Source organism: Streptomyces sp. PKA51 (genome assembly GCF_057552455.1).
Window position 1 is genome coordinate 290767 of sequence record NZ_BAAJPZ010000002.1, and the last position, 23208, is coordinate 313974.

At 74.0% G+C, this 23208-nt stretch carries 16 protein-coding genes and 1 pseudogene; 14 read left to right on the plus strand and 3 right to left on the minus strand.

Annotated elements, in window-relative coordinates; all coding sequences use genetic code 11:
• The first annotated feature begins 83 nt into the window (after positions 1-83).
• The 6 genes and pseudogenes from AC27L3_RS03715 (at position 84) to AC27L3_RS03740 (ending at position 12729) form a co-directional block, all read left to right on the plus strand.
• Positions 84-1088, plus strand: coding sequence for an acyltransferase domain-containing protein (locus AC27L3_RS03715; protein WP_487232546.1), 1005 nt, complete (start codon positions 84-86; stop codon positions 1086-1088).
• Positions 1089-1127: 39 nt separating this feature from the next.
• Positions 1128-4055, plus strand: a complete 2928-nt coding sequence (locus AC27L3_RS03720; protein WP_487232547.1) for a type I polyketide synthase — start codon at positions 1128-1130, stop codon at positions 4053-4055.
• Between the two features lie 86 nt (positions 4056-4141).
• Positions 4142-10198, plus strand: a pseudogene (locus AC27L3_RS03725) (type I polyketide synthase); the annotation flags it as partial.
• Positions 10199-10297: 99 nt separating this feature from the next.
• On the plus strand, positions 10298-11275 hold the full coding sequence (locus tag AC27L3_RS03730) for an aromatase/cyclase (protein ID WP_487232548.1): 978 nt from the start codon (positions 10298-10300) through the stop codon (positions 11273-11275).
• 6 nt (positions 11276-11281) lie between these two features.
• Complete coding sequence (locus tag AC27L3_RS03735; protein WP_487232549.1) at positions 11282-11539, plus strand: acyl carrier protein; 258 nt, start codon at positions 11282-11284, stop codon at positions 11537-11539.
• Positions 11540-11568: 29 nt separating this feature from the next.
• Positions 11569-12729: an acyl-CoA dehydrogenase family protein gene (locus AC27L3_RS03740; protein WP_487232550.1), complete on the plus strand. Its 1161-nt coding sequence runs from the start codon at positions 11569-11571 to the stop codon at positions 12727-12729.
• Positions 12730-12792: 63 nt separating this feature from the next.
• Here AC27L3_RS03740 and AC27L3_RS03745 read toward each other — a convergent pair whose 3' ends face one another.
• Both AC27L3_RS03745 and AC27L3_RS03750 read right to left on the minus strand, forming a co-directional pair.
• Positions 12793-14010, minus strand: coding sequence for a beta-ketoacyl synthase N-terminal-like domain-containing protein (locus tag AC27L3_RS03745; protein WP_487232551.1), 1218 nt, complete (start codon positions 14008-14010; stop codon positions 12793-12795).
• The gene (locus AC27L3_RS03750) at positions 14007-15275 is read right to left on the minus strand and encodes a beta-ketoacyl-[acyl-carrier-protein] synthase family protein (protein ID WP_487232802.1); all 1269 of its coding nucleotides are present in this window, start codon (positions 15273-15275) and stop codon (positions 14007-14009) included. Before AC27L3_RS03750 ends, AC27L3_RS03745 begins: the two co-directional genes overlap by 4 nt.
• 203 nt (positions 15276-15478) lie before the next feature.
• Between AC27L3_RS03750 and AC27L3_RS03755 the strand changes: the two genes are divergently transcribed.
• From AC27L3_RS03755 to AC27L3_RS03775, 5 genes are all read left to right on the plus strand, one after another.
• On the plus strand, positions 15479-15949 hold the full coding sequence (locus tag AC27L3_RS03755) for an SRPBCC family protein (RefSeq protein ID WP_487232552.1): 471 nt from the start codon (positions 15479-15481) through the stop codon (positions 15947-15949).
• A complete protein-coding gene (locus tag AC27L3_RS03760) occupies positions 15946-16869 on the plus strand; it encodes an MBL fold metallo-hydrolase (RefSeq protein ID WP_487232553.1) in 924 nt (307 codons plus the stop codon). The genes AC27L3_RS03755 and AC27L3_RS03760 overlap by 4 nt, the downstream gene beginning before the upstream one ends.
• Positions 16870-16916: 47 nt before the next feature.
• Positions 16917-17696 carry an SDR family NAD(P)-dependent oxidoreductase gene (locus AC27L3_RS03765; protein ID WP_487232554.1) on the plus strand — a complete coding sequence of 260 codons (780 nt, stop codon included), beginning with the start codon at positions 16917-16919 and terminating at the stop codon, positions 17694-17696.
• Between the two features lie 335 nt (positions 17697-18031).
• Positions 18032-18949, plus strand: coding sequence for an AfsR/SARP family transcriptional regulator (locus AC27L3_RS03770; RefSeq protein WP_487232555.1), 918 nt, complete (start codon positions 18032-18034; stop codon positions 18947-18949).
• Complete coding sequence (locus AC27L3_RS03775; RefSeq protein ID WP_487232556.1) at positions 18946-19359, plus strand: nuclear transport factor 2 family protein; 414 nt, start codon at positions 18946-18948, stop codon at positions 19357-19359. The genes AC27L3_RS03770 and AC27L3_RS03775 overlap by 4 nt, the downstream gene beginning before the upstream one ends.
• Here the strand turns inward: AC27L3_RS03775 and AC27L3_RS03780 are convergent.
• Positions 19341-19871 (minus strand): hypothetical protein, encoded by a 531-nt coding sequence (locus AC27L3_RS03780; protein ID WP_487232557.1) that lies wholly within the window; start codon positions 19869-19871, stop codon positions 19341-19343. The genes AC27L3_RS03775 and AC27L3_RS03780 overlap by 19 nt on opposite strands.
• A 333-nt stretch (positions 19872-20204) precedes the next feature.
• Here AC27L3_RS03780 and AC27L3_RS03785 point away from each other — a divergent pair, with 333 nt between their 5' ends.
• Genes AC27L3_RS03785 through AC27L3_RS03795 form a run of 3 tightly spaced genes read left to right on the plus strand, consistent with a single transcriptional unit; the run spans position 20205 to position 23153 of the window.
• A complete protein-coding gene (locus AC27L3_RS03785; protein ID WP_487232558.1) occupies positions 20205-21194 on the plus strand; it encodes an ATP-binding cassette domain-containing protein in 990 nt (329 codons plus the stop codon).
• Complete coding sequence (locus tag AC27L3_RS03790; protein ID WP_487232559.1) at positions 21191-21994, plus strand: ABC transporter permease; 804 nt, start codon at positions 21191-21193, stop codon at positions 21992-21994. Before AC27L3_RS03785 ends, AC27L3_RS03790 begins: the two co-directional genes overlap by 4 nt.
• A 16-nt stretch (positions 21995-22010) precedes the next feature.
• Complete coding sequence (locus tag AC27L3_RS03795; protein WP_487232560.1) at positions 22011-23153, plus strand: nucleotide disphospho-sugar-binding domain-containing protein; 1143 nt, start codon at positions 22011-22013, stop codon at positions 23151-23153.
• Positions 23154-23208: the final 55 nt, after the last annotated feature.

The following is a 23208-nucleotide window of genomic DNA, read 5'->3' on the forward strand; positions in this document are numbered from 1 at the left end:
GAGCCCTGCGGGTTCGAACCGTTCTCCGGCGAGGCTCGAACACCCGGCTGCACGGTGCTGGCCAGTCCAGGAAAGGCAGGGGGATGTCACCTTCCGCTCCGAGCGCACCGCCCGTCGCCCTGATGTTCGCCGGACAGGGCGCCCAGCACCCCAGGATGGCCGCGGGCCTGTACGGGTGGGAGGAGTCGTTCACCACGTGGATGGACGAGTCCTTCCACCTGTTCGGGGACGACGGCCCGCGGCTGCGCGCCGCATGGCTCGCCACCGGGCCCTCGCCGGACTTCGACGACGTGTCGGTGGCACAGCCGCTGCTGTACGCGGTCAACCACGCACTCGGCCGGATGCTGCTCGACTGGGGCGTACGTCCGGTCGCCGTCCTCGGGCACAGCGTGGGCGAGCTGGCCGCCGCCACCCTGGCCGGGGTGCTCGGCTTCGCCGACGGGGTCCGGCTGATGCGGGCCCGCATCGGGCAGTTCGCCGCCACACCGCCCGGCGGCATGCTCGCCGTGGCCGCTCCGGTGGCCGAGGTCGGCGACGTCCTGGCAACCGGTGTGCACCTGGCGGCCGTGAATGCCGCCCGGCAGATCCTGCTGGCCGGCGCCCGCGGTCCCCTCGACGAGGCGGCCCGGATCCTGCGCGGACGCGGTGTCACCTGCCGGGAGGTGCTCGCGCGGCAGGCCTTCCACAGCCCGCTGGTCGCCGGCGCCGCGGCGGCCTCGGTGGCCGACTGGCGCGCCACCCGCCTGCGGCCGCCGCGACTGCCCCTGTACTCGGCCCACACGCGCGGGGTGCTCACCGGCCGTGACGCCACCGACCCCGTCTTCTGGGCCGAACAGCCCGCCACGACGGTCCACTTCGCCCCCACCCTCACCGCGCTGCTGAGCGACCACGACTGCCTGCTCGTCGAAGCCGGGCCGGGGAACAGCCTGAGCGTCCTGGCCCGCCGGCAGCCACCGGTGACCGCCGGCCGCAGCTCCGTCCTGCCGCTGCTGCCCGACCGCCACCGGGGCGACGACGCCGACCGGCGGTCCGCCGAAGCGGCCCGGCGGCAGCTGATCCGCCCGCCGGTGGGTTCGCGCACCGCGTGAGCACCCACCGACCCGACCCCGCCGACTGCGGAGGACAACGTGTCTGAAGACCTCACTCGAGCCCCCCGGCCCGGTCCCGGCCCCGCGGCGGACGAACCGGTGGCCGTGGTCGGCATGGCCTGCCGCTTCCCCGGCGCCGACAGACTGGACGGGTTCTGGCGCCTGCTGGTCCGCGGCGGCGACGCGATCGGCCCCGCCGAGGGGTGGCGCAGCGGACGGCGGGCGGGCGGCTACCTCCGGGACGTCGACCGGTTCGACGCGCAGCTGTTCGGCATGCCCGCCGCCGAGGCGGCCGCCACCGATCCGCAGCAGCGGCTCCTGCTGGAGCTGTGCTGGCACGCGCTGGAGGACGCCCGTACCGCGCCGGACGCCCTGGCCGGGAGTCCGGTCGGCGTGTTCACCGGCTCCTGCGCGGACGACTACGCGCTGCTCAGCCGTGCCGCCGGGGTGGCCGGTGCGTACACCATGACGGGCATCGGCCGGGCCTTCCTCGCCAACCGCCTCTCGCACGCCTTCGGGTTCACCGGCCCCAGCCTGGTCGTCGACACCGGGCAGTCCTCCTCACTGGCCGCCCTGCACCAGGCGGTGCAGGCGCTGCGCCGGGGCGAGTGCTCGGCGGCCGTCGTGGCGGCGGCCCAGCTCAACCTCGCCGCCGAGGGCGACGAGGTCGTCCAGGCACTCGGTGCGCTGTCCCCCACCGGGCGCTGCCACACGTTCGACTCCCGGGCCGACGGCATCGTCCGCGGCGAGGGGGCCGGCGTCCTCGTCCTCAAGCCGCTCGGTGCCGCGCAGGCCGACGGCGACCGCATCTACTGCGTCGTCCTGGGCAGCGCCGTCAACAACGACGGCGGGGCGACCGCGCTGACCGCCCCCAGTGCTCGCGCCCAGCAGGCCGTGCTGAGCGCGGCATGCCGGCAGGCGGGCGTGGCGCCCGCCGACGTCTCCTACGTCGAACTCCACGGCACCGGAACGCCCCTGGGCGACCCGGTGGAGGCCGCCGCGCTCGGTGCGGTCCACGGCCGGGCGCGCCCGCCGGGCGCGCCGCTGCTGGTGGGCTCGGTGAAGACCAACATCGGCCACCTGGAAGGGGCGGCGGGCATTGCCGGCTTCATCAAGACGGCCCTCGGCCTCCACCACCGGGCGCTGCCGCCCAGCGTCGGCTTCCGGGAGCCGAACCCGGCGATCGACCTCGACGCACTGCGCCTGGAGGTGTGCCACGAGCTGCGCGAGTGGCCGGGAGGTCACGACCGGCTGCTGGCCGGCGTCTCCTCCTTCGGCCTCGGCGGCACCAACTGCCACGTGCTGCTGGGCGAGGCCCCCGGCCACGAGCAGCCCCGGCCGCAGGTGCCGGCGGGCGCCTCGGCGGTGCCGGTGGTGCTCTCCGGCCGGACGCCCGCGGCGATGCGGCAGCAAGCGGCACGCCTTGCCGACGCGCTGGACGTCACCCGTGACAGCGCCCGACCGGCGCTCGCCGACATCGGGCTGTCCTCGGCGACGACCCGGGCTGCCCTGCCCGCACGCGGCGCGGTCGTCGCCTCCGGTCCCGACGAACTCGTCGTGCGGCTGCGGCAGCTGGCCGACGGTGAGGCGGGCGAGGCGCAGGGCGTCGTCGAGCGCACCGGCTCCGGGGGCCTTGCGGCCTTCCTCTTCCCCGGGCAGGGCATGCAGCGCCTCGGCATGGGGCAGCGGCTCCACAAGGAGTTCGGTGCCTTCGCGCGCGCCTTCGACGCGGCGTGCGCGGCGCTGGAACCCGTCGTCAAGGTGAGCCTGCCCGACGTCATGTGGGGCCGCAACGACCTGGTCGACCGGCTGGACTACGCCCAGCCCGCGCTGTTCGCCGTGGAAGTGGCCCTGTACCGGCTGTTCGAGTCCTGGGGGCTGGTGCCGGACGTGCTGGTCGGCCACTCGCAGGGCGAGATCACCGCGGTGCACCTGGCGGGCGCGCTGTCCCTGGAGGACGCCGCCGTCCTGGTCGCCCGGCGCGGGCAGCTCATCGACGGCCTCCCGCCGGGCGGCGCGATGGTGGCCGTGCAGGCCGAGGAGGGCGAGGCCCTCGCCGTGCTGGCCCGGGAGTCGGGAGCGGCCGGCATCGCCGCCGTCAACAGTCCCCGCTCCCTGGTGGTGTCCGGGGAGCAGGAGGCCGTCCACCGGGTCGCCGCACACTTCGAGGCGCTGGGCCGCCGCACCCGCCGGCTGCGCATCGCCGCCGCCGGGCACTCCCCGCTGATGGCGCCCATCCGGGAGGAGCTGCGGGCGGTCGCCGAGGGGCTGACCTGGCGCCCGGCCACCGGGCCGGTGATCGTCTCGACCGTCACGGGGCGTCCGGCCGCCCCGGAGGAGTTCGCCGACCCCGGCTACTGGCCGGACCACCTGTGTTCCACGGTGCGCTTCGCCTCCGCGGTACGGACCGCCCACGGGCTCGGCGCCCGGCTCTTCGTCGAACCGGGCCCGGGCCAGGGGCTGTCGACCATGGCGGCGGAGACCGTGGCGCAGGGCGAGGAGCTGTTCGTGGCGCCTCTGGCCACCGAGCAGGAGGTCGCGGGAGCGGCCGAGGTGGCGGCGGGGGCCTTCGTCATGGGCAGGCGAGTGGACTGGCCGGCCGTCCACGGCCGCACCGCGCGCCGCGCCGACCTTCCCCTGTACCCGTTCCAGCGCGAGCGCTACTGGCTCGACACCGCCGCCGCGCCGGAGGCCGGCGAGGGGCCCGGGCCGGTGGCGGCGGAGGCGTCCGCCGACCCGTTCGAGCTGGTCGTCGGGTACACGCTGCGCACGCTCGGGCTGGAGCCCGCAGCGGAGCTCGACCTGAGCCGCTCCTTCAACGACCTCGGCTTCGACTCGCGGATGGCCGTGGGGCTGCGCACCGCGCTGACCCGCGCCACCGGACGGCCCATGCCCACGACCCTGCTCTTCGACCATCCCACCCCGGCGGCGCTGATCGAGGCCCTGGAGACGGACACCCCGCTGTAGCCCGGCCGCTCCGCACCACCCGCCCCACGTCACGAAAGGCCCTGTTCACCATGAACCACGACACGCCCTCCCCGCACGGGGAGCGCGACCCGATCGCCATCGTGTCCATGGGCTGCCGCTATCCCGGCGGAGTCCGGTCGCCGCAGGACCTGTGGCGGCTGGTCGCGGCGGGCGAGGACGCCATCACGGAGTTCCCCGGCAACCGCGGCTGGGACCCCGCCGTGCACGACCCCGCACCGGACGCCGAGGGCCGCTCGGTCACGCGGCACGGCGGGTTCCTGCACGACGCCGACCTCTTCGACGCCAAGTTCTTCGGCATCTCGCCCCGCGAGGCGGCCGGGATGGACCCGCAGCAGCGGCTGCTGCTGGAGGTCGCCTGGGAGACCGTCGAGCAGGCGGGCCTGGCCAAGGACGCCCTCGCCGAGAGCAATACCGGGGTGTTCGTCGGCGCGATGGCGCAGGAGTACGGGCCCCGGCTGCACGAGGACAACCAGGGCGCGGGCGGCTACCGCATCACCGGGAGCACCACCAGCGTCGCCTCCGGGCGCATCGCCTACTGGTTCGGGCTGCGCGGCCCGGCGATCACGGTGGACACCGCCTGCTCCTCCTCCCTCGTCGCCCTCCACCTCGCCGTCCAGTCCCTGCGCCGGGGCGAGTGCGACCTGGCGCTGGCCGGCGGTGTCGCGGTGATGCCGACGCCCGGCCTGTTCGTGGACTTCACCCGGCAGGGCGGCCTGTCGCCGGACGGGCGCTGCCGGTCCTTCTCCGACGACGCGAACGGCACCGCCTGGGCCGAGGGCGCCGGACTGCTGCTGCTGGAACGGCTGTCGGACGCCCTCGCGCACGGCCGTCGCGTCCACGCCGTCATCCGGGGCAGCGCCGTGAACCAGGACGGTGCGAGCAACGGCCTGACCGCGCCCAGCAAGGCGGCCCAGGAGCAGGTCATCGGCCGCGCGCTGCACGACGCGGGCCTGGCCCCCGGCGACGTCGACCTGGTGGAGGCCCACGGCACCGGCACCGAGCTCGGCGACCCGATCGAGGCCAGGGCCCTGGCCGCCGTGTACGGCCGCGACCGCGCCCCCGGGCGCCCGCTGTGGCTGGGCTCGCTGAAGTCCAACCTGGGCCACGCGCAGGCGGCCGCCGGGGTCGGCGGTGTGATCAAGGCGGTCGGGGCGATGCGCGCCGGCATCATGCCGCCCACCCTGCACGCCGCCCGGCCGAGCCGGCACGTGGACTGGGCGGGCAGCGGCCTCGCGCTGCTGCAGGAGCCCCGCCCGTGGCCGGCGGCGCAGGGCCGCCCCCGGCGCGCCGCGGTCTCCTCCTTCGGGATCAGCGGCACCAACGCGCACCTGGTGCTGGAGGAGGCGCCCGCGGCCCCCGCCGCCGACCGCGGCCCCGCCTCCGGCCCGTTCGTGTGGACCGTCTCCGCGCCGGGCGAGGAGTCCCTGCGCCACCAGGCCCGTACGCTCGGCGACTTCCTCGCCTCGGGCCCGGCGCCCGCACCCGAGGACGTGGCCCGGGTCCTGCGCTCGCGGACCCGCTTCGCCCACCGGGGCGCGGTCGTCGCCGACAGCGCCGAGGACCTGGTGCGCGGCCTTGCCCGGCTGGCCTCCGGCTCCCGGGAACGCCCGGTGCCCGGGCGCTACGAGTCGCCCACCGTGCTGCGCGCCGAGGCCCGGCAGGACCTGGCCGGCCCCGTCCTCGTCTTTCCCGGGCAGGGGTCGCAGTGGCCGGGGATGGGCCTGGAACTGCTGGAGCAGTCCGAGGCGTTCCGCACCGGTGTCCGCGACTGCGAGGAGGCCCTGGCCCGCTACTGCGACTGGCGGCTGACCGACGCCCTGCGCGGCGAGGGGGCGGACCGCGTCGACGTCGTGCAGCCCGCCCTGTTCGCGGTCATGGTGTCGCTGGCCCGCATGTGGCAGGAGGCCGGCGTGCGTCCGGCAGCGGTGGTCGGGCACTCCCAGGGCGAGATAGCCGCCGCGCACGTGGCCGGTGTCCTGAGCCTCGACGACGCCTGCCGCATCGTCGCCCGGCGCAGCCGGGCGCTGCAGGCCGTCGCCGGCAGCGGCGGCATGGTGAGCCTCCCGCTGGACGTGCAGGAGACCGAGCAACTGCTGCGCTCCGTGGCCGGGGTGGGCGTCGCCGCCCTCAACGGGCCGCAGGCCACCGTCGTCGCCGGTGCCGTGCCGGCCCTCGACCGCCTGCTGGCCGTCTGCGAACGGCAGGGCGTCGACGCCAAGCGCATCGACGTCGACTACGCCTCGCACACCGACGCCATGGAGGCCCTGCGGGAGTCGCTGGCCGAGCAGCTGGCCGGTGTGACGTCGCGCGCGGGTTCGGTGCCGGTGTACTCGACGGTCACCGGCGACCGCATCGACGGCACGGCCATGGACGCGGCCTACTGGTTCGACAACCTGCGCAACCCGGTGCGGTTCGGTCCCGTCGTACGCCGGCTGACCGCCCGCCGGCACGGCGTCTTCCTGGAGGTCAGCCCGCACCCGGTGCTCACCCTCGGTCTGCAGGCGGTCCTGGAGGAGGCCGGTGTGCGCGGCACGGTCCTGGGCACCCTGCGCCGGAGCAGCGGCGGCATGGGCCAGTTCCTCGCCTCGGTCGCCGCGGCGGAGGCGGTCGGCGTGCCGGTGGACCTCGGCCGGACGCAGCCGCCGGGGCGGTGGACGCAGCTGCCGGGGTACGCCTTCGACCGCAGCCGGTACTGGGTGACCGCGCCGGCCCCGGAAGCCGCCTCCGGCGAGGCCACCTTCGACGTCCGCCACGTCGACCTGCCCTCCGGGCAGTCCGTGTTCACGGCGCGCCTGGACCGGGCCCGGCAGCCCTGGCTGGCCGACCACGTCGTGCGCGAGGCCGCGCTGGTGCCGGCGACCGTCCTGCTCTCCCTGGTCGCCGAGGCCGGCACCCACGTCGGCTGCGGTGTCGTCGAGGAGCTGGTGCTGGGCGCGCCGCTGACCCTTCCCGACGAGGGCACCGTCGATCTGCGCGTGGTGCTGGACGCGCCGGACGCCGGACGCCCCCGGGCCTTCACCGTCCACGCGCGGCACCCGGGGGCGAACGGCTGGACGAGCCATGCGACCGGCGCCCTCGCCACTGGCGCCCCGGCCACCAACACCGCGGGCGAGCCGTCCGCCTGGCCGCCGGACGCCCTGCGCGTCGACCTGTCCGACGCGTACGCCCGGCTGAGCGCCCGCGGCTACCGCTACGGGCCGGCGTTCACCGGCCTGCGGCACATGTGGGTGCGCGGCAACGAGGTCTTCGCCGAGGTGACGCTGCCCACCGGACCCTCGCCCTGCCCGACCGTCCACCCCGCGCTGCTCGACGCGGCCCTGCACGCCGCCGTGCTGCAGACCGGCCGGGACCTGGTGGTGCCCTTCGCCTGGACCGGGGCCGTCCTGGCCCCCTCCTCGACGACGACGCTGCGGGTGCACCTGGACATCGAGGGCCCTACGGTCTCCGTGCGGTGCCGGGACGCGCACGGCCGTCTCGTCGCCTCCGTCGCCTCGCTGGCACTGCGGCCGCCGGCCGCACCGGCCGGCTCCGGCGAGGGCACCGGCTTCGAACTGGCCTGGGAACCCGTACCGGAGGGCGGGGAACTCCTGCCGCACGAGTGGGCGAGTCTGGCGGCACCGGCGCTGGGCGCGGCACACGACTTCCCCGACCTCGCGTCCGTGCCCCCGTCCCCGCCGCCGGTGCTCCTCGCTGCGCTCGACGGCGCGGCGCGGCCGGGCGAGCCGGTGCCGGCGGTGGCGGACCGCCTGGCCGGCGAGGCCGCGGACCTGCTGCAGGGCTGGCTGGCCGACCCGCGCTTCGCCGGGGCGCGCCTGACCGTCCTGACCCGGCAGGCGCTGGCGGTCTTCGACCGGGAACCCGTGCCCGGTCTGGCCGCCTCGACGGTCACCGGGCTGGTCAGGGCGGCACAGGCCGAACACCCCGGCGCCTTCCGGATCGTCGACACGGACGGTACGCCTGCCTCGGCCGAGGCGCTGCCGGCCGCGCTGGCCTGCGCCGAGCCCGAGGTGGCCGTGCGGGTCGGGAAGCTGTACCGGCCGCGGCTGAGGGTGCCGGCCGAGGACGGCCTGCCGGAACCGGCCGGGCACCGCGCCTGGCGGCTGGACGTGACGCGCAAGGGCACCCTGGACAACCTCGCGCTCGTGGCCCACCCGGAGGCGGAGGCCGCCCTGGGGCCCCGGGAGGTCCGCATCGAGGTGCGTGCCGGCGGGCTCAACTTCCGGGACATCGCCGTCGGTCTGGGCCTCGTGGCGACCGAGCGGACCATGGGCAGCGAGGGCTCGGGCGTCGTCACGGAGGTCGGCGGCGAGGTGAGCCGCGTCGCGGTCGGGGACCGGGTGTTCGGCGTCTTCGAGCGCTCGCTGGGTCCCGTCGCGGTCGCCGACGAACGCATGGTCAGGCCCGTTCCGGCGGGCTGGAGCCACGCCCAGGCGGCGAGCGTGCCGATCGTGTACATCACCGCCTACCAGTGCCTGGTGGAGATCGCCGGTGTCCGGCCGGGCGAGTCCGTGCTGATCCACACCGCGACGGGCGGCGTGGGCCTGGCCGCGCTGCAGCTGGCCCGCCACCTGGGCGCGGAGGTGTTCGCCACCGCCGGGCCCGGCAAGCACGACACGCTGCGGGAATGGGGGGTCCCCGGCGAGCGCATCGCCTCCTCGCGTTCCCTGTCCTTCGCCGAGGAGTTCCGCGCCGCCACCGGCGGACGGGGCGTCGACGTCGTCCTGAACTCCCTGGCGGGGGAGGCCGTCGACGCCTCGTTGCGGCTGCTCGCGCCGGGCGGGCGGTTCGCCGAGATGGGCAAGACCGACATCCGCGACATCGCCGAGACGGAGGCCCGGTACCCCGGCATCACCTACCGCGCCTACAACATCCTCGGCGTGGCCCCCGACCGCATCGGCGAGGTGCTGGACGAACTGATCGCCCTGTTCGAGAGCGGCGCCCTGGTCCACCTGCCGCTGCGCACCTGGGACGTCCACCGGGCCCGCACACCGCTGCGCCTGCTCAGCCGCGCCAGGCAGCGCGGCAAGCTCGTCCTGACCATGCCGCGCGCCTTCGACCCCGGGCGCCCCGCGCTGATCACCGGCGGCACCGACGGGCTGGGCGCGGTCGTCGCCCGGCATCTGGCGGCCGCGCACGGCGCCCGCCGGCTCGTCCTGACCGGCCGGCGCGGCCCCGACACTCCGGGCGTCGGGGCCTTGCAGGCCGAACTGGCCGCACTGGGCGCCGAGGCGACCGTCCTGGCCTGTGACGTCACCGACCGCACGGCGCTGGCCAAGGTGATCGCCGAACAACCGCCGGGCAGTGTCTTCCACACCGCCGGCGTGCTCGGCGACGGCGTGGTCGCCCAGCTCACGCCCGCCCGTCTGCGCTCGGTCACCGGGCCCAAGGCGCACGGCGCCTGGCACCTGCACGAGCTGACCGAGGAGATGGACCTGTCGGCGTTCGTGCTCTTCTCCTCCGCCGCCGGCGTCATCGGCGGTCCCGGGCAGGCCAATTACGCCGCGGCGAACGCCTTCCTGGACGCCCTCGCGCAGTACCGGCGGGCCCGCGGTCTGGAGGCCACCTCGCTGGCCTGGGGCCTGTGGGAGCAGCGCACGGGGATGACCTCCCACCTGTCCGAGCGCGACGTGGCCGCGCTGGCCGGCATCGGCATCGCCCCGCTGGCCACCGCACACGCCTTGCGGCTGCTGGACGAGGCCCTCGCCTCCGCGGCCCCGCTCAGGGTGCCGCTGCGCCCGGTCCTCGACGGCCTGCGGCCGGACGGCCGCGCGGCACGCCTCTTCGAGGGCCTGCAGCCCGCTGCGCCGGCGCCCCGGCCCGTCCCGCAGGCACCGGCACCCTCCGTACCCGCCCCGGCCGTGCCCGCGCCGCATCCGCCGGCCGACGAGCTCATGCGCCTGGTCTGTGAACAGGCCGCCGAGGTGCTGGGCTACGAGGAGGTCGTGGACGTCGGCCCCGACGACGCCTTCAAGGAACTCGGCTTCGATTCGCTGCTCAGCGTCGACCTGCGCAACCGGCTCAACGCCGCGACGGGGCTCAAGCTGCCCGCCGAGGCCGTGCTGCGGAACCCGACGCCGCGCCTGCTGGTGGAGTTCATGCGCTCCGGCCGGGCGCGTGCGTGAGCGCACCGCTGCACCGCTGCACCGCTGCTGTAGGGCCGCTCGACGCGGCCCTGCCAGATTGCCCGTACCGCCCGAGCAGGCCAGGAGGAAGGGATCTTCATGAGCACGACCGAGGTGACCCACCGGATCCCCGTACGGGCCCCGGCCGCTACGGTCTACCGCATCATCGCCGACGTGGGCCTGTGGCCGTTGTACTTCCCGCCCACCCTGCAGGCCGAGCGGGTCGCCGGGGACGACGCCGGGGAACGGATCCGCATCTGGGCCCTGGCCAACGACGAGATCCGCACCTGGGAGTCCCATCGCCGGCTCCACCCGGCGGCGTACCGGGTGAAGTTCGAGCAGGCGACCCCCGCCGATCCGGTGGCCTCGATGGGCGGTGCCTGGACGGTCACCCCGGACGGGGACGGCGGCAGCACGGTCGTCCTCGACCACCACTACCGCGCCACCGGCGACGACCCGGCGAAGCTTCGGCGCATCGCACGGGCCGTGGAGACCAACAGCACCGCCGAACTGGAGCACCTGCGGCGCGCCGCCGAGCGGGGCGAACAGGAGAAGGAGCTCCTGCTGGACTTCTCCGACAGCGTGACCGTCGCCGGCCCCCTGCGCGATGTCTACGACTTCCTCTACGACGTGGCCCGCTGGCCGGAACGCCTGCCGCACGTCCTGCGCCTCGACGTGCGGGAGGAGGCGAGCGGCCTGCAGCTCATGGAGATGGAGACCCGCGCGGCGGACGGCTCGGCGCACACCACCGTCTCCGGCCGCATCTGCACGCCGCTGCGGCGCATCGCCTACAAGCAGACGAAACTGCCGCCCGTCCTGCAGGCCCACACCGGCGCATGGCTCTTCGAGGAGGCGGCGGACGGCGTCCGCGTGACCTCCCGGCACCAGGTGATCCTCGACCCCGAGGCCCTCGCCGCGCTCCCCCGGCCCCCCGAGTCGCTGGAGGCGGCCCGCACCGCCGTGCGCGACTCCCTCGGCGCGAACAGCCGGGCGACGCTGGCCAGGGCCCGGGAATGGGTCGAGGGGCGCCGGCCCGCGAAGCCCGTCCACCCCAGCACGTTCCGAACGGAAAGGTGACATGCCATGGCCGAGTTGACCCTCGACGTACTGAAGACGTTCCTGCTGCGCGCGATGGGCGAGGACGAGTCCATCGACCTCTCCGGCGACATCACGGACACCAAGCTGGTGGAGCTGGGCTTCGACTCGCTGGCGATCATCGCCACGACGAACAGCCTGGAACAGCACTTCGGGATCAAGCTGCCGGAGGACGACGGCCCGGAGCTGGAGACGCCCCGGGACTTCCTCGACGCGTTCAACGGTCAGCTCTCGCGCACGGCATGACGGCCGGGGCGCAACGGGAGGGGCGGGCAATGACGACCACGGGCCTGCTGGAACGGGTACGGACCTTCGTCCACGCGGAGGTCCTGCCCCGGGCGGAACACTTCGACGCCCTGCCGGAGGCGCCCACCAGGGAGTCGGCCGGGCTGCACGCGGCCGGGCTGGCCAACTGGTGGATCCCCGCCGACTACGGCGGTCTCGGGGTGTCCCTGGAGGACAGCGTGGACGTCGTCTCCGAGCTGTCGTACGGGGACGCCGGGTTCGCCTTCGGGTCCTTCCTGTCGATCCTGGGCACCACGATGCTCCGGCTCTGCGGGGAGGACGGGCTCGTCCGTCCCCACCTGGAGGAGCTGGCACGACACGGCGGCGTCTGCGCGATCCTCGCCAGTGAGGAGGAGGCCGGCAGCGAACTGGGCCGCATCACCACCACCTTCCGGCGTGAGGGCGACGCCCTCGTCCTGGACGGGGACAAGTTCTTCTCCACCAACGCCGACGCCGCCGGCCTGCTGCTGGTGGTGGCCCGGGACGCCGAGGACGCGGCCGCCCACAGCGTGGTCCTCGTCCCGCGCTCCACACCCGGCGTGGAGATCGTCAAGCGCTGGGACATGATCGGCATGCGCGGCTCGGCGACCTACCGGGTCCGCCTGAACCGGTGCCGGGTGCCGGCCGGCTCCGTGCTGCGCGGCAACGGGCTGCGGAACCTGGAGATCGGCCTGAACGCCAGCCGGATCCTGATCGCCTCCACCGCGATCGGGATGGCCCGCCGGGTGCGGGACCTGGCCATGGAGTACGCGTCGGTCAAGCAGGTCAAGGGCGCGCCGCTGGCCGCCAACGCGGTGTTCGCCGGGAAGCTCGGCCAGATCGAGATGCTGATCGACGTCATGCGCAACCAGTGCCGGGCCGCCGCGGCGGAGTTCGACCGGCATCTGGCGGCCGCCGACCCGGCGGCCGCGATGTACCGGACGGGCACGCTGCGTTCGGCGCTGGCCGCCAAGATGTACTGCGGCCAGGCCGGCTGGCAGGTGGCGACGATCGGCTCGGAGATGTTCGGCGGGCTGGGCTACACCCACGACCACCCGGTCGGGAAGCTGGTGCGCGACCTGCGGTACGTCGGCCTGGTGGAGGGCGGCGACGACGTCGTGCGCGACCTGCTCTACACCCGGTACGTCCTGCCGGCGGCGAAACGGCGCTGACCGGCGCGGGGACACGGTGGGGCCCGGCTCCGGGGAGCCGGGCCCCACCGCGTGCGTCCCCGCTCACGGCCCGGTGAGCACCAGGGCCGACGCGAAGCCGCCGTGCCCCCGGGCGAGCACCAGGGCCGTACGCAGCGGCAGGGTCCGCGGCTCGCCGACGACCAGGTCGACCCGCGGGTCGACCGCCGCCCCGGTCACCTCGGGCACGGCCGGAACGATGCCGTCCCGCAGGCTGAGCAGCGCGGTGGCCACGTCGAGCGCCGCCCCACCGGACATCAGCCGGCCCACCAGGGCCTTGGGTGCGCTCACCGGTACGCCTGCGGGGCCGAACAGCCGCGCGAGCGCCGCGGCTTCGGCACGGTCCAGGGGCCCGCTGCCGGCCGCGTCGGCGAAGACCACGTCGACGTCCTGAGCCGACAGCCCCGCATCGGCCAGGGCCGTGCGTGCCGCCCGCACCAGGCCGTCGCCGGCCGGGCCCGCCGGGTCGGGGTCGAACGCCGCCCCGTGGCCCGCCACCACGCCGTGGACCCGGGGCGCCCCCCGCCGTGCGGCGTCCTGCCGGGACTCCAGGACAAGGACGGCGCCGCCCTCGCCCGGGACGAAACCGGTGGAGCCGTCCCGAAAGGGCAGATAGGCGCGTTCGGGGTCGTCGTGCCGGCTCACACCGGTGGCGACGGAGACGGTGGCCACGCCGTAGGGGCACAGCATGCCGTCGAAGCCGCCGGTGGTCATCACGGCGGTGCCCTTGCGCACCTGCCGGCGGGCGAACGCCAGCGAGTCCAGGCCGCCGGCCTGCTCGGAGACGACCACGCCGCCGGGCCCGCGCATGCCGTTCCTGATCGATATCTGCCCGGTGTTCACCGCGTAGTACCAGGCGAAGGACATGTACGGGCTCACCGACTCCCAGCCGGTGCCCCACAACTGCTGCAGCTGCTGCTGGCCGAACTCCAGGCCGCCGGTGGCGCTGGAGACGGCGACCCCCACCGCGTACTCGGGCAGGGCCGCCGGGTCGACGCGCGCGTCGGCCAGCGCCGCGTCCGCGCAGATCAGGGCCAGCCTGGTGAGCCGGTCGGTCTGCGGGGCCATCTTCTTGGGAAAGGAGAACTCGCCCTCGAACCCGGGCACTTCCCCGGCCAGCCGCACCGGGTATCCGGAGGCGTCGAACCGGGTGATCGGCCGGATCGCCGAGGCACCCTTGAGGGTGGCCTCCCAGTACTCCTCGGTACCGATCCCGTTGGGCGCGACCACGTCGACACCGGTGACAACGACGTCCTGGTTCATGATGCGGTTCGCTCCAGACTCTTCAGTACCATCGCGCTCTGGAATCCGCCGAAGCCACTGCCGACCGTGAGGACCGCGTCGAGACGGCGCTCGCGCGCGGTATTGGGGACGTAGTCCAGGTCGCACTCGGGATCGCGCTCGTGCAGGTTGGCCGTGGGCACGACCACGCCGCGCCGCATGGACAGCGCGCAGGCGGCGATCTCGATGGAGCCGATCGCGCCCAGCGAGTGGCCGACGCTGGCCTTGATCCCGCTCATCGGCGTGCGGTAGGCGTGCTCGCCCAGGCTGCGCTTGACCGCCGCCGTCTCGTGCCGGTCGTTCTGCTTGGTGCCGGAGCCGTGGGCGTTGACGTAGTCGATGTCCGTCGGGTCCACTTGCGCCTCGCCCAGGGCGGCGTCGATGGCCGCGGACATCTCGCGCCCGTCGGCCTTGAGCCCGGTCATGTGGAAGGCGTTGCACCGGGAGGCGTAGCCCGAGACCTCGGCGTAGATGCGGGCGCCGCGCCGCCGGGCGTGCTCGTACTCCTCCAGGACCAGCACGGCCGAGCCCTCGCCGAGGATGAGCCCGGTGCGGGTCCGGTCGAACGGCCGGCAGGCGGTGGCCGGGTCGTCGTTGCGGGCCGACGTGGCCTTGATGACGTCGAAGCAGGTCAGGGTGATGGGGGAGATCGGTGCGTCGGTCGCCCCGGTGATCACGACGTCGGCCGTGCCGTCCCTCACGAGCTCGGCGGCGTGGCCGACGGAGTCGATGCCGGAGGTGCAGCCGGTCGAGACGACCGCGGCCGGGCCGAGTGCGCCGGTGATCAGCGCGACCTCGGCGGCGATCGAGCTCGGCAGGAAGTAGTCGTAGAGGTGCGGGACGGCGAACGAGGGGTCGACGACCCAGTCCCGGCCGCCGTCGGAGAGCACGGCGTACTCCCGCTCCATGGTCGTGGTGCCGCCGACCGCGCTGCCGATCGCCACCCCGGTGCGCTCGGCGAGTTCGCCGTCGATATCCAGGCCGCTGTCCGTGAGTGCCTCCCCCGCCGCCACCATGGCCAGCTGCGACACCCGGTCGGTCCGCCGGGCCTGCTGGGGTGTCAGACCCCGTGCGAGCGGGTCGAAGTCGACCTCCGCGGCGACCTGGCAGCGGTGCCCGCTCGCGTCGAACTGCGTGATGGTCTGCGTCGCGGTCCTGCCGCTGGTGAGGAGCTCCCAGAACGGCTCCTTCCCGATTCCGCCCGGCGCGACGACGCCGATGCCGGTGATGACTGCCCTGCGGGCCATGGGTTCCTCCGTGGTCACGGGAGCTTTCCATAGGGATCCGGTGCTCGCTCGCCCGTACCGGGCAGCGTGGGACCGGTCCCTCGACTCGCGATCCAGGCGCGTTGGAATCCCGCGGCGTCCAGGGGTGTCGAGCGCAGCTCCACAGGAGGTCGAGCCGGTCTGACGAGGGTGGCCGGGGATTCGTGCCTGTGTGGGAGGAAGCCATGGAGCAACGCCCGATCCCGGACGTCCGCAAGTCGGTGCTCGTCGAAGCGAGCCCGCACCACTGCTTCGAGACGTTCACCGAGCGGATGGCCGACTGGTGGCCGCCGTCGCACGTGCTGGTCACCCGGCCGAGGGCCGGTCTGGCCCTGGAGCGGCGGGTCGGCGGCCGCTACTACGAGTGGGACGTCGACGGGGTGGAGGTCGACTGGGGCCGGGTGCTGCAGTGGGAGCCGCCCCACCGGCTGCGGCTGACCTGGCGGGTCGACGGGCAGTGGCGCTCCGTGCCCGACGACGAGCGGGCCAGCGAGATCGAGGTCGCCTTCACGCCCGTCGGGGGCGGGCTCACCCGCGTCGAGCTGGCCCACGTCCGGCTGGAGCGGCACGGTGCGGATGCGGAGCGGATCTTCCGGGCGCTGGACGGGCCGAGCCCCGGCGAGACCCTGCAGCGGTTCGCGCAGGCGGCCCGGTGACCGGGGCCCGCCGCATCGCCGCCCGGCCCCGGCTGCGGGAGATCGCCGAGGGCGTGCACGTCTACGAGCAGCTGCCCGGCGGCTGGTGCCTGAACAACGCGGGGCTGATCGCCGGCGGCGGCACCGCGGTGCTGGTCGACACCGTGGCCACCCGCGCCCGGGCGCGCCATCTGCGCGCCGAGACCGAACGGGTGGTGCCGGGCGGGCCGGACGTCGTGGTCAACACCCACTTCCACGGCGACCACGTCTTCGGCAACGACGAGTTCGCGCCGCGGGCCACGGTCGTCGCCCACGAGCGGACCCGGTCCGACATGGCCGAGGCCGGCCTCGGCCTGTGCGGCATCTGGCCCGAGGTGGACTGGGGCGATCCCGCCGTGGTGCTGCCCGACGCGACGTTCTCCGAGAGCACGACCGTGCACTCCGGCGGCCTGACCGTGGAGCTGATGGCGATCGGCCCGGCGCACACGCCGGGCGACGTGGCCGCCTGGGTGCCCGAGCGCGGGGTGCTGTTCACCGGGGACGTGGTGTGGTCGGGGGTCACCCCGTACGTGCTGATGGGCTCCGTCGAGGGCTCCCTGGCCGCCCTGGAGCGGCTGCGGCGTCTGGGGCCGCGGATCGTCGTGCCCGGGCACGGGCCGGTGTCGGGCCCCGAGGCCCTGGACGCCACCGAGGCCTACCTGCGCTGGGTGCGCGAGCTGGCCCGGCAGGCGCTGCGCAGCGGCCGCACCCCGCTGCAGGCGGCCGAGGCCGCGGACCTGGGCCCCTTCGCCGCGCTCGCCGACGGCGAACGGCTCGTCAGCAACCTCCACCGTGCCTGCGCCGAGCTCGACGGGCTCGCGCCCGGCGCACGTCTCGACGTGGCCGCGTCCTTCCGGGAGATGGCCCGGTTCCACGGCGGCCTGCCGCACTGTGCGGCCTGACCGCGCGCCCCTGCCCACCTTCCACCACCGACAGGAGGAAGACCCTCATGAGCAACCACAGAACAGCCTTCATCACCGGTGTGAGCAGCGGGATCGGCCTGGCCACCGCGCGCACCCTCGCCGGCCTCGGCATCGCGGTCTTCGGCTGCGCGCGCGACGCGAAGAACGTGGCCGCCACGGTGGCCGAATTACGCGCTGCCGGACACCCGGCCGACGGCGTCTCCTGCGACGTGAGGAACACCGAGGACGTACAGCAGGCCGTGGCCGCCGCCGTCGCCGCCTTCGGAAAGATCGACATTCTGGTCAACAACGCGGGGCGGGGTGGCGGCGGGGAGATCGACAAGCTGGACGAGAGCCTGTGGCTCGACATCCTCGACACCAATCTGAATAGCGTATTCCGGGTCACCCGGGAGGTGCTGACCGCCGGCGGAATGGGGAAATCCGGCTGGGGCCGGATCATCAACATCGCCTCCACCGCCGGAAAGCAGGGCGTCATGTACGCCTCGCCGTATACCGCGTCCAAGCACGGGGTAATCGGTTTCACGAAGTCCGTCGGCTTCGAGCTGGCCAAGACCGGCATCACGGTGAACGCCGTGTGTCCCGGCTATGTCGAGACCCCGATGGCCGAACGGGTCCGCAGCGGCTACGCACAGCACTGGGGCGTGAGCGAGCAGGACGTGCTCGACCGGTTCAACGCCAAGATTCCACTGGGGCGTTACTCCACCCCGGAGGAAGTCGCCGGACTGGTCGCCTACTTGATCTCGGATACGGCCGCGTCCATCACCGCACAGGCGCTCAACGTCTGCGGAGGTCTGGGCAACTACTAATCGGCGACGCACGACCGGATATCGCAGGGAGGCCAGGGGAACCCGAGGTCGCAGCCGCCCGGCTGTGACCTCTCGGGCTGTCCGGACCGCAAGGTCCACAATCGGATCCAGCCAGACTCGAGCGACCTGGATGACGATGCCATCGATCGGGGTTGACTGCGCAACCGCTTTCTATCTACGGTGACGCAGATTGCACAATGAAGACTGCGGGGGGCAGAAATTCGGGACCGGCCGGAGCCGCCGCACCGCCGCAATCCCCTGCTATTCCGCTCAATCGAAAGGCCCAGTACATCCTCCTGAATTTCTGACGGTCAATGTGCTCCATGGGGGAATGGATGAGTATACGCCTGTTGGGCGAGCTCGATGCCCGATTAAACGGTCAATCGATCACACCGACCGCCGCCAAACCGAGGCAGGTTCTGGCCCTGCTCGCCCTGCACGCGGGCCGGATCGTCTCGGTGCCCACCCTCATCGAGGAACTGTGGGGGGACCGCCCGCCGATGAGCGTGCGCACGACCCTGCAGACCTACATCCTGCAGCTGCGCCGGCTCATCGAGTCGGCCCTTGCAGCCGACATGCGTGGCAGGGCCAAGGACATCCTCGTGACCCGCTTCGAGGGCTACCTGCTGGACATCGAGCCGGAGAGCGTGGACGTCCACATCTTCGAGCAGCTCGTGGAGGCCGGCAACCGGGCCCTGGAGCAGGCCGACGACGAGGCGGCCTCGCGGTTCCTCGGCCGTGCCCTCGCCGAATGGAGCGGCCGCGCGCTCGCCGACGTGCGCATCGGCATGCCGCTGGGCATCGAGGTCGCCCGGCTGGAGGAGAGCAGGCTCAACGCGCTGGAGGGCCGCATCGGCGCGGACATCCGGCTCGGCCGGTACCACGCGGTCCTCAGCGAACTCACCGTTCTCACCGCACAGCACCCGATGCACGAGAACCTCTGCGCCCACTACATGGTCTCCCTCTACCGCGTCGGCCGGCAGTGCCAGGCACTCCAGGCGTTCAGAAACCTGCGCGACACCCTGAACAAGGAACTGGGGGTCGAACCCTCCGTCCGGCTGCAGAACCTGCAGCGGGCGGTGCTGCGCTCCGAGCTCGACCTGGACGTGGCGGCACCGGGAGGAAGGCCCCCGCACGCCCCGGGTTCCCCCGCCAGGGCATGGAACCCCACCACGACCGTTCACCCGGCCGCCGACACCGAGAGCCGGCGGCTTCTCGCCACCACGACGGGGGGCACCGCATGGCAGCGGTGAGCACGCAACTGTACGTCGAGATCCTGCAGTTCTACGCCCATCAGATGAGCCTGCTCGACGCCCAGGACATCGACGGCTACGCCACAACGTTCACCGAGGATGGAGTCACGCACCACGTGCACCGCGGGCAGAAGCTGGAGGGCAGGGCGGCGTTGCTGGCCCATGCCCGGCAGGCGCTGCCGCGTTACCGCACCGTCGTGCTGCGTCACTGGAACGACCACTATCTGATGGACGAGGCCCCCGACGGCACCGTCACCGTCTCCTACGGTTCGCTGGTGACCCTGACCGGTGCCGAGGGGGAGGTCCGCTTCGAGTCGACCTTCGCGGTCACCGACGTCCTGGTGCGCCGGGACGGCGCGCTGCGGGTGAGGTCCCGCACGCTCCGGCGGGATCAGCCGGCCGCGTCGTGACCGGCCCGCGCCGTGACGGCGGGGCAGGGTGCCGGCTGACGGCTCTGCCGCCGCATCTCCCCGGTGGAGGCGAGGGTGCCCACTTCCTTCCCGGCCGCGTCATAGGCCACCGCCGTGCCCTTGGTGGTGAACTCGTTCCCCCGGAGCGAGGCGTTGTGCACGGCGCGCAGTGATCCCGTCAGCTTGCCCGCACCATCAAAGAATCGTTCCTGCACCCGGAAGGTGAAGGAACGGGGGCCCGTGCTCGTCCACCGGCCGTGCCCCTCGACCCCGCCGTCGGGGCCGGGGGGCGGCACCACCAGGCAGACCCGGCCGTCGCGGTGGAAGGCCATGGCGGCATCGATGTCCGTGTCCGGCAGGTGCATCGTGCCGGTCCAGGTGCCGACCGGTGCGGCCCCGCCCTCCTCCTGTCCGGCGATCGACGGGGAGGCGGCGGCACCGGCCGCTCCGGGACCGAGGAGTGCGGCGCCCAGCAGCAGGGCGGCCGCGGCACAGCCAGTCATCCGGTTCATCTGGGGTTTCCGTTTCCGGTCCGCCGCGGCGGACCGCCTAGGTGGCACACGACAGCGCCGTGCCATGGTGCGGGCGTCGCCTCAGGAACGTCTTGATTCCGCCTCGACCCCGCGCCCGCCGTCCGCCGCCGGCGCGATCAGGCGCCGGTCCACCGGAGGTCGACCGCACACCCCGACACTGGTGCCCGCCGTACAGCGCGGGCGCGCCCGCCCTGGATTCGGCGATCGCGGCCGATCGGGGACCGAGGCTGGCCGCGATCGGTCCTACGGTGTGGCGCGCGGCCCGCCGGGAGCCCCGGCGAGGCCACCACCGCGCAGGTTGATGGAGGAACGATGACGCACGCGATCGTCGCCGAGGGGCTGCGCAGGAGCTTCGGCTCCCACGTCGCCCTCGACGGGCTCGACCTCACCGTCCGGGAGGGCACCGTGATGGGGCTGCTCGGCCCCAACGGCTCCGGCAAGACCACCACGGTGCGGGTGTTGTCCACCCTGTTGCGCGCCGACGCGGGCCGTGCGCGGGTGGCGGGCCTGGATGTGGCGACCCACGCCGTCGAACTGCGCCGCAGGATCGGGCTGTCCGGGCAGTACGCCGCCGTCGACGAGGACCTCACCGCCCGGGAGAACCTGCGGATGGTGGGCAGGCTCTACCACCTCGGCGCCGCGGCCGCGGAGAAGAAGGCCGACGAACTGCTGGAGCGCTTCGACCTCACCGACAACGCCGACCGCCAGGTCAAGGGCTACTCCGGCGGCATGCGCCGCCGCGTGGACCTCGCCTGCGCCGTGGTCTCCAGCCCCGAGGTGCTCTTCCTGGACGAGCCGACCACCGGCCTCGACGTGCGCAGCCGCATGGCCGTCTGGGAGGTGATCGGGGAGCTGGTGCGCGGCGGCAGCACCCTGCTGCTGACCACCCAGTACCTGGAGGAGGCCGACCAACTGGCCGACGAGATCACGGTGATCGACCACGGCCGGGTCATCGCCCGGGGCACCCCGGACGAGCTCAAGGACCGCGTCGGCGGCGAGCGCCTGGAACTGACCACCGGTGACGCGCAGGACGCGCTCACCGCCCGCAGGGCCCTCGGCGACCTCGCCCAGGGCGAGATCACCACGGACGAGGAGAACAACCGGGTGGTCGTGCCCGTCGTCGACGGTCCGGCGGCCCTGGTCGGCGCCATCCGCCTGCTCGACCGGGAACAGGTGCGCATCACCGGCGTCACGTTGCGCAGGCCCAGCATGGACGAGGTCTTCCTGGCCCTCACCGACGCACCCGCCACGTCCGCCGGCGCGAGCGCCGCCGCCCACAAGTCCGAGGAGCCGGTCACGTGAACGCCTTCGCCCAGGCAGTCGAGGACGGACTGACCCTCACCAAGCGCAACGTCCTCAAGAACCTCCGCAATCCCGACATCGTGGTGTTCACCAGCGCCGCACCCATCGCCTTCGCGCTGCTCTTCGGATTCGTCTTCGGCAGTGCGATCGACGTGCACGGCTCGAACTACCGCGAGTTCATGGTCATCGGCATCCTGACCCAGACGATGCTGCTGACCGCCTCCAACACCGGCGTGGGCATCGCCCACGACATGAAGCTGGGCCTGGTGGACCGGTTCCGCTCGCTGCCCATCTCGCAGTCCGCGGTCCTCGTGGGCCGCACCAGCGGCGACGCGGTCAACAACGTCCTCGTCATCGTCCTGATGTCCCTGACCGGCCTGCTCATGGGCTGGCGCATCCGCTCGAACGTCTGGGACTCGGCGCTGGCCTTCCTGCTGCTGTTCCTGTTCGCCTACGCCGCCTCCTGGGTCACGGCGGCGATCGGCCTGACCGCCAAGTCGCCCGAGGTGCTGGGCAACGCGATGCTGATGGTCCTGCTGCCGCTGACCTTCATCTCGAACTCGTTCGTGCCCGCCGAGGGACTGCCCAAGGGGCTCCAGGTGGCCGCCGACTGGAACCCGGTCTCCGCCGTGGTCGAGGCCTGCCGCCGGCTGTTCGGCAACATCCCCGAGGGCAGGCCCGAGCCGGACGTCTGGCCGTTGCAGCACCCGGTCCTTGCCTCCTTCCTGTGGATCGCCCTGATCCTCGGGATCTTCGTTCCCCTGGCCGTCCACCGCTACAAGAAGGCCGTGAGCCGCTAGCCGAAGGAGAACCACCGTGCGCTTCCTGATCGTCGCCGGGGGCGGGTCGGCCCCCGTCCATGCCGGCGCCCCCCTCGCCTGGGCGGCCCGGACCGCGGGCCACGAGGTCGTCGTCGCGGTGCCCGAGGAGAACCTGGACCTCGTCACCGGCCTGGGGCTGCCGGCCCGCGCCGTGACGAGCCTGGGCATGGCCGACGCCATGCTCAAGGACCGCGAGGGCAACTGGCTGCCCCGGCCCACCGGCGCGGTCCACGAGATGGACTTCGCCGGCCGGGGCTTCGCCCGGCTCTCCGCCGCGAGCTACGCGGGCACGCACGAGCTGGCCGAAGCCTGGCGGCCCCACGTGGTGATCGGCGGCGAGTACAACCACGCCGCCCACCTCGTCGCCCACCGCTTCGGCCTCCCGCTCGTCAGCCACACCTGGGCCATCTACGACCGCACCGAGGTCGACTGGCAGGGCGCGACCGACGAGCTGCGGCCGGAGCTGTCCCGGCTCGGCCTGGACGCCCTGCCGGCGCCGGACCTGTTCGTCGACATCACCCCGCCCAGCATCCGTCCCGCGCACGCCGAGCCGGCCCGGCCGATGCGCTGGACCCCCGGCAACCCGCAGGTCCCCCTGCAGCCCTGGATGTACGCCAAGGGCGACCGTCCGCGGGTGGTCATCACCTCCGGCTCCCGCAGCGCCTTCATCCCGGCCCTCGGGCCCGACTTCTTCCGGCCCCTGCTGACGGGCCCGGTGCTGGGCGGCGGCGAGGTCGAGGTCGTCGTCGCCGCCCCGGAACCCGTCGCCGCCCAGCTGCGCGCCGAGTTCCCGGACGTCAAGGCCGGCTACGTCCCGCTGGACGTGGTCGCCCCCACCGCCGACCTGGTGCTGCACCACGGGGGCGGCGTCACGGTCATGACGATCCTCAACGCCGGCACCCCGCAACTGGTCCTGCCGGAGATCCAGTACTCGGCGATCCCCCTGCGCCCGGTCGACGCCTTCGGTGCCTCGATCACCCTGGCCTCGCACGACGTACCGGCCGAGGAGACCGCGGCCGCGATCGCGAAGATCCTCGGCGATCCGTCCTACAAGGCCCGGGCCGGGGAGCTGTCCCGGGAGATCGCGGGGATGCCGGCTCCGGCCGAGGTCGTCCGCGCCATCGAGGCGCTCGTCTGACCCCGGCAACGGCAACGAGGGCCACCCCGCCCGGGGTGGCCCTCCTGTCATGACC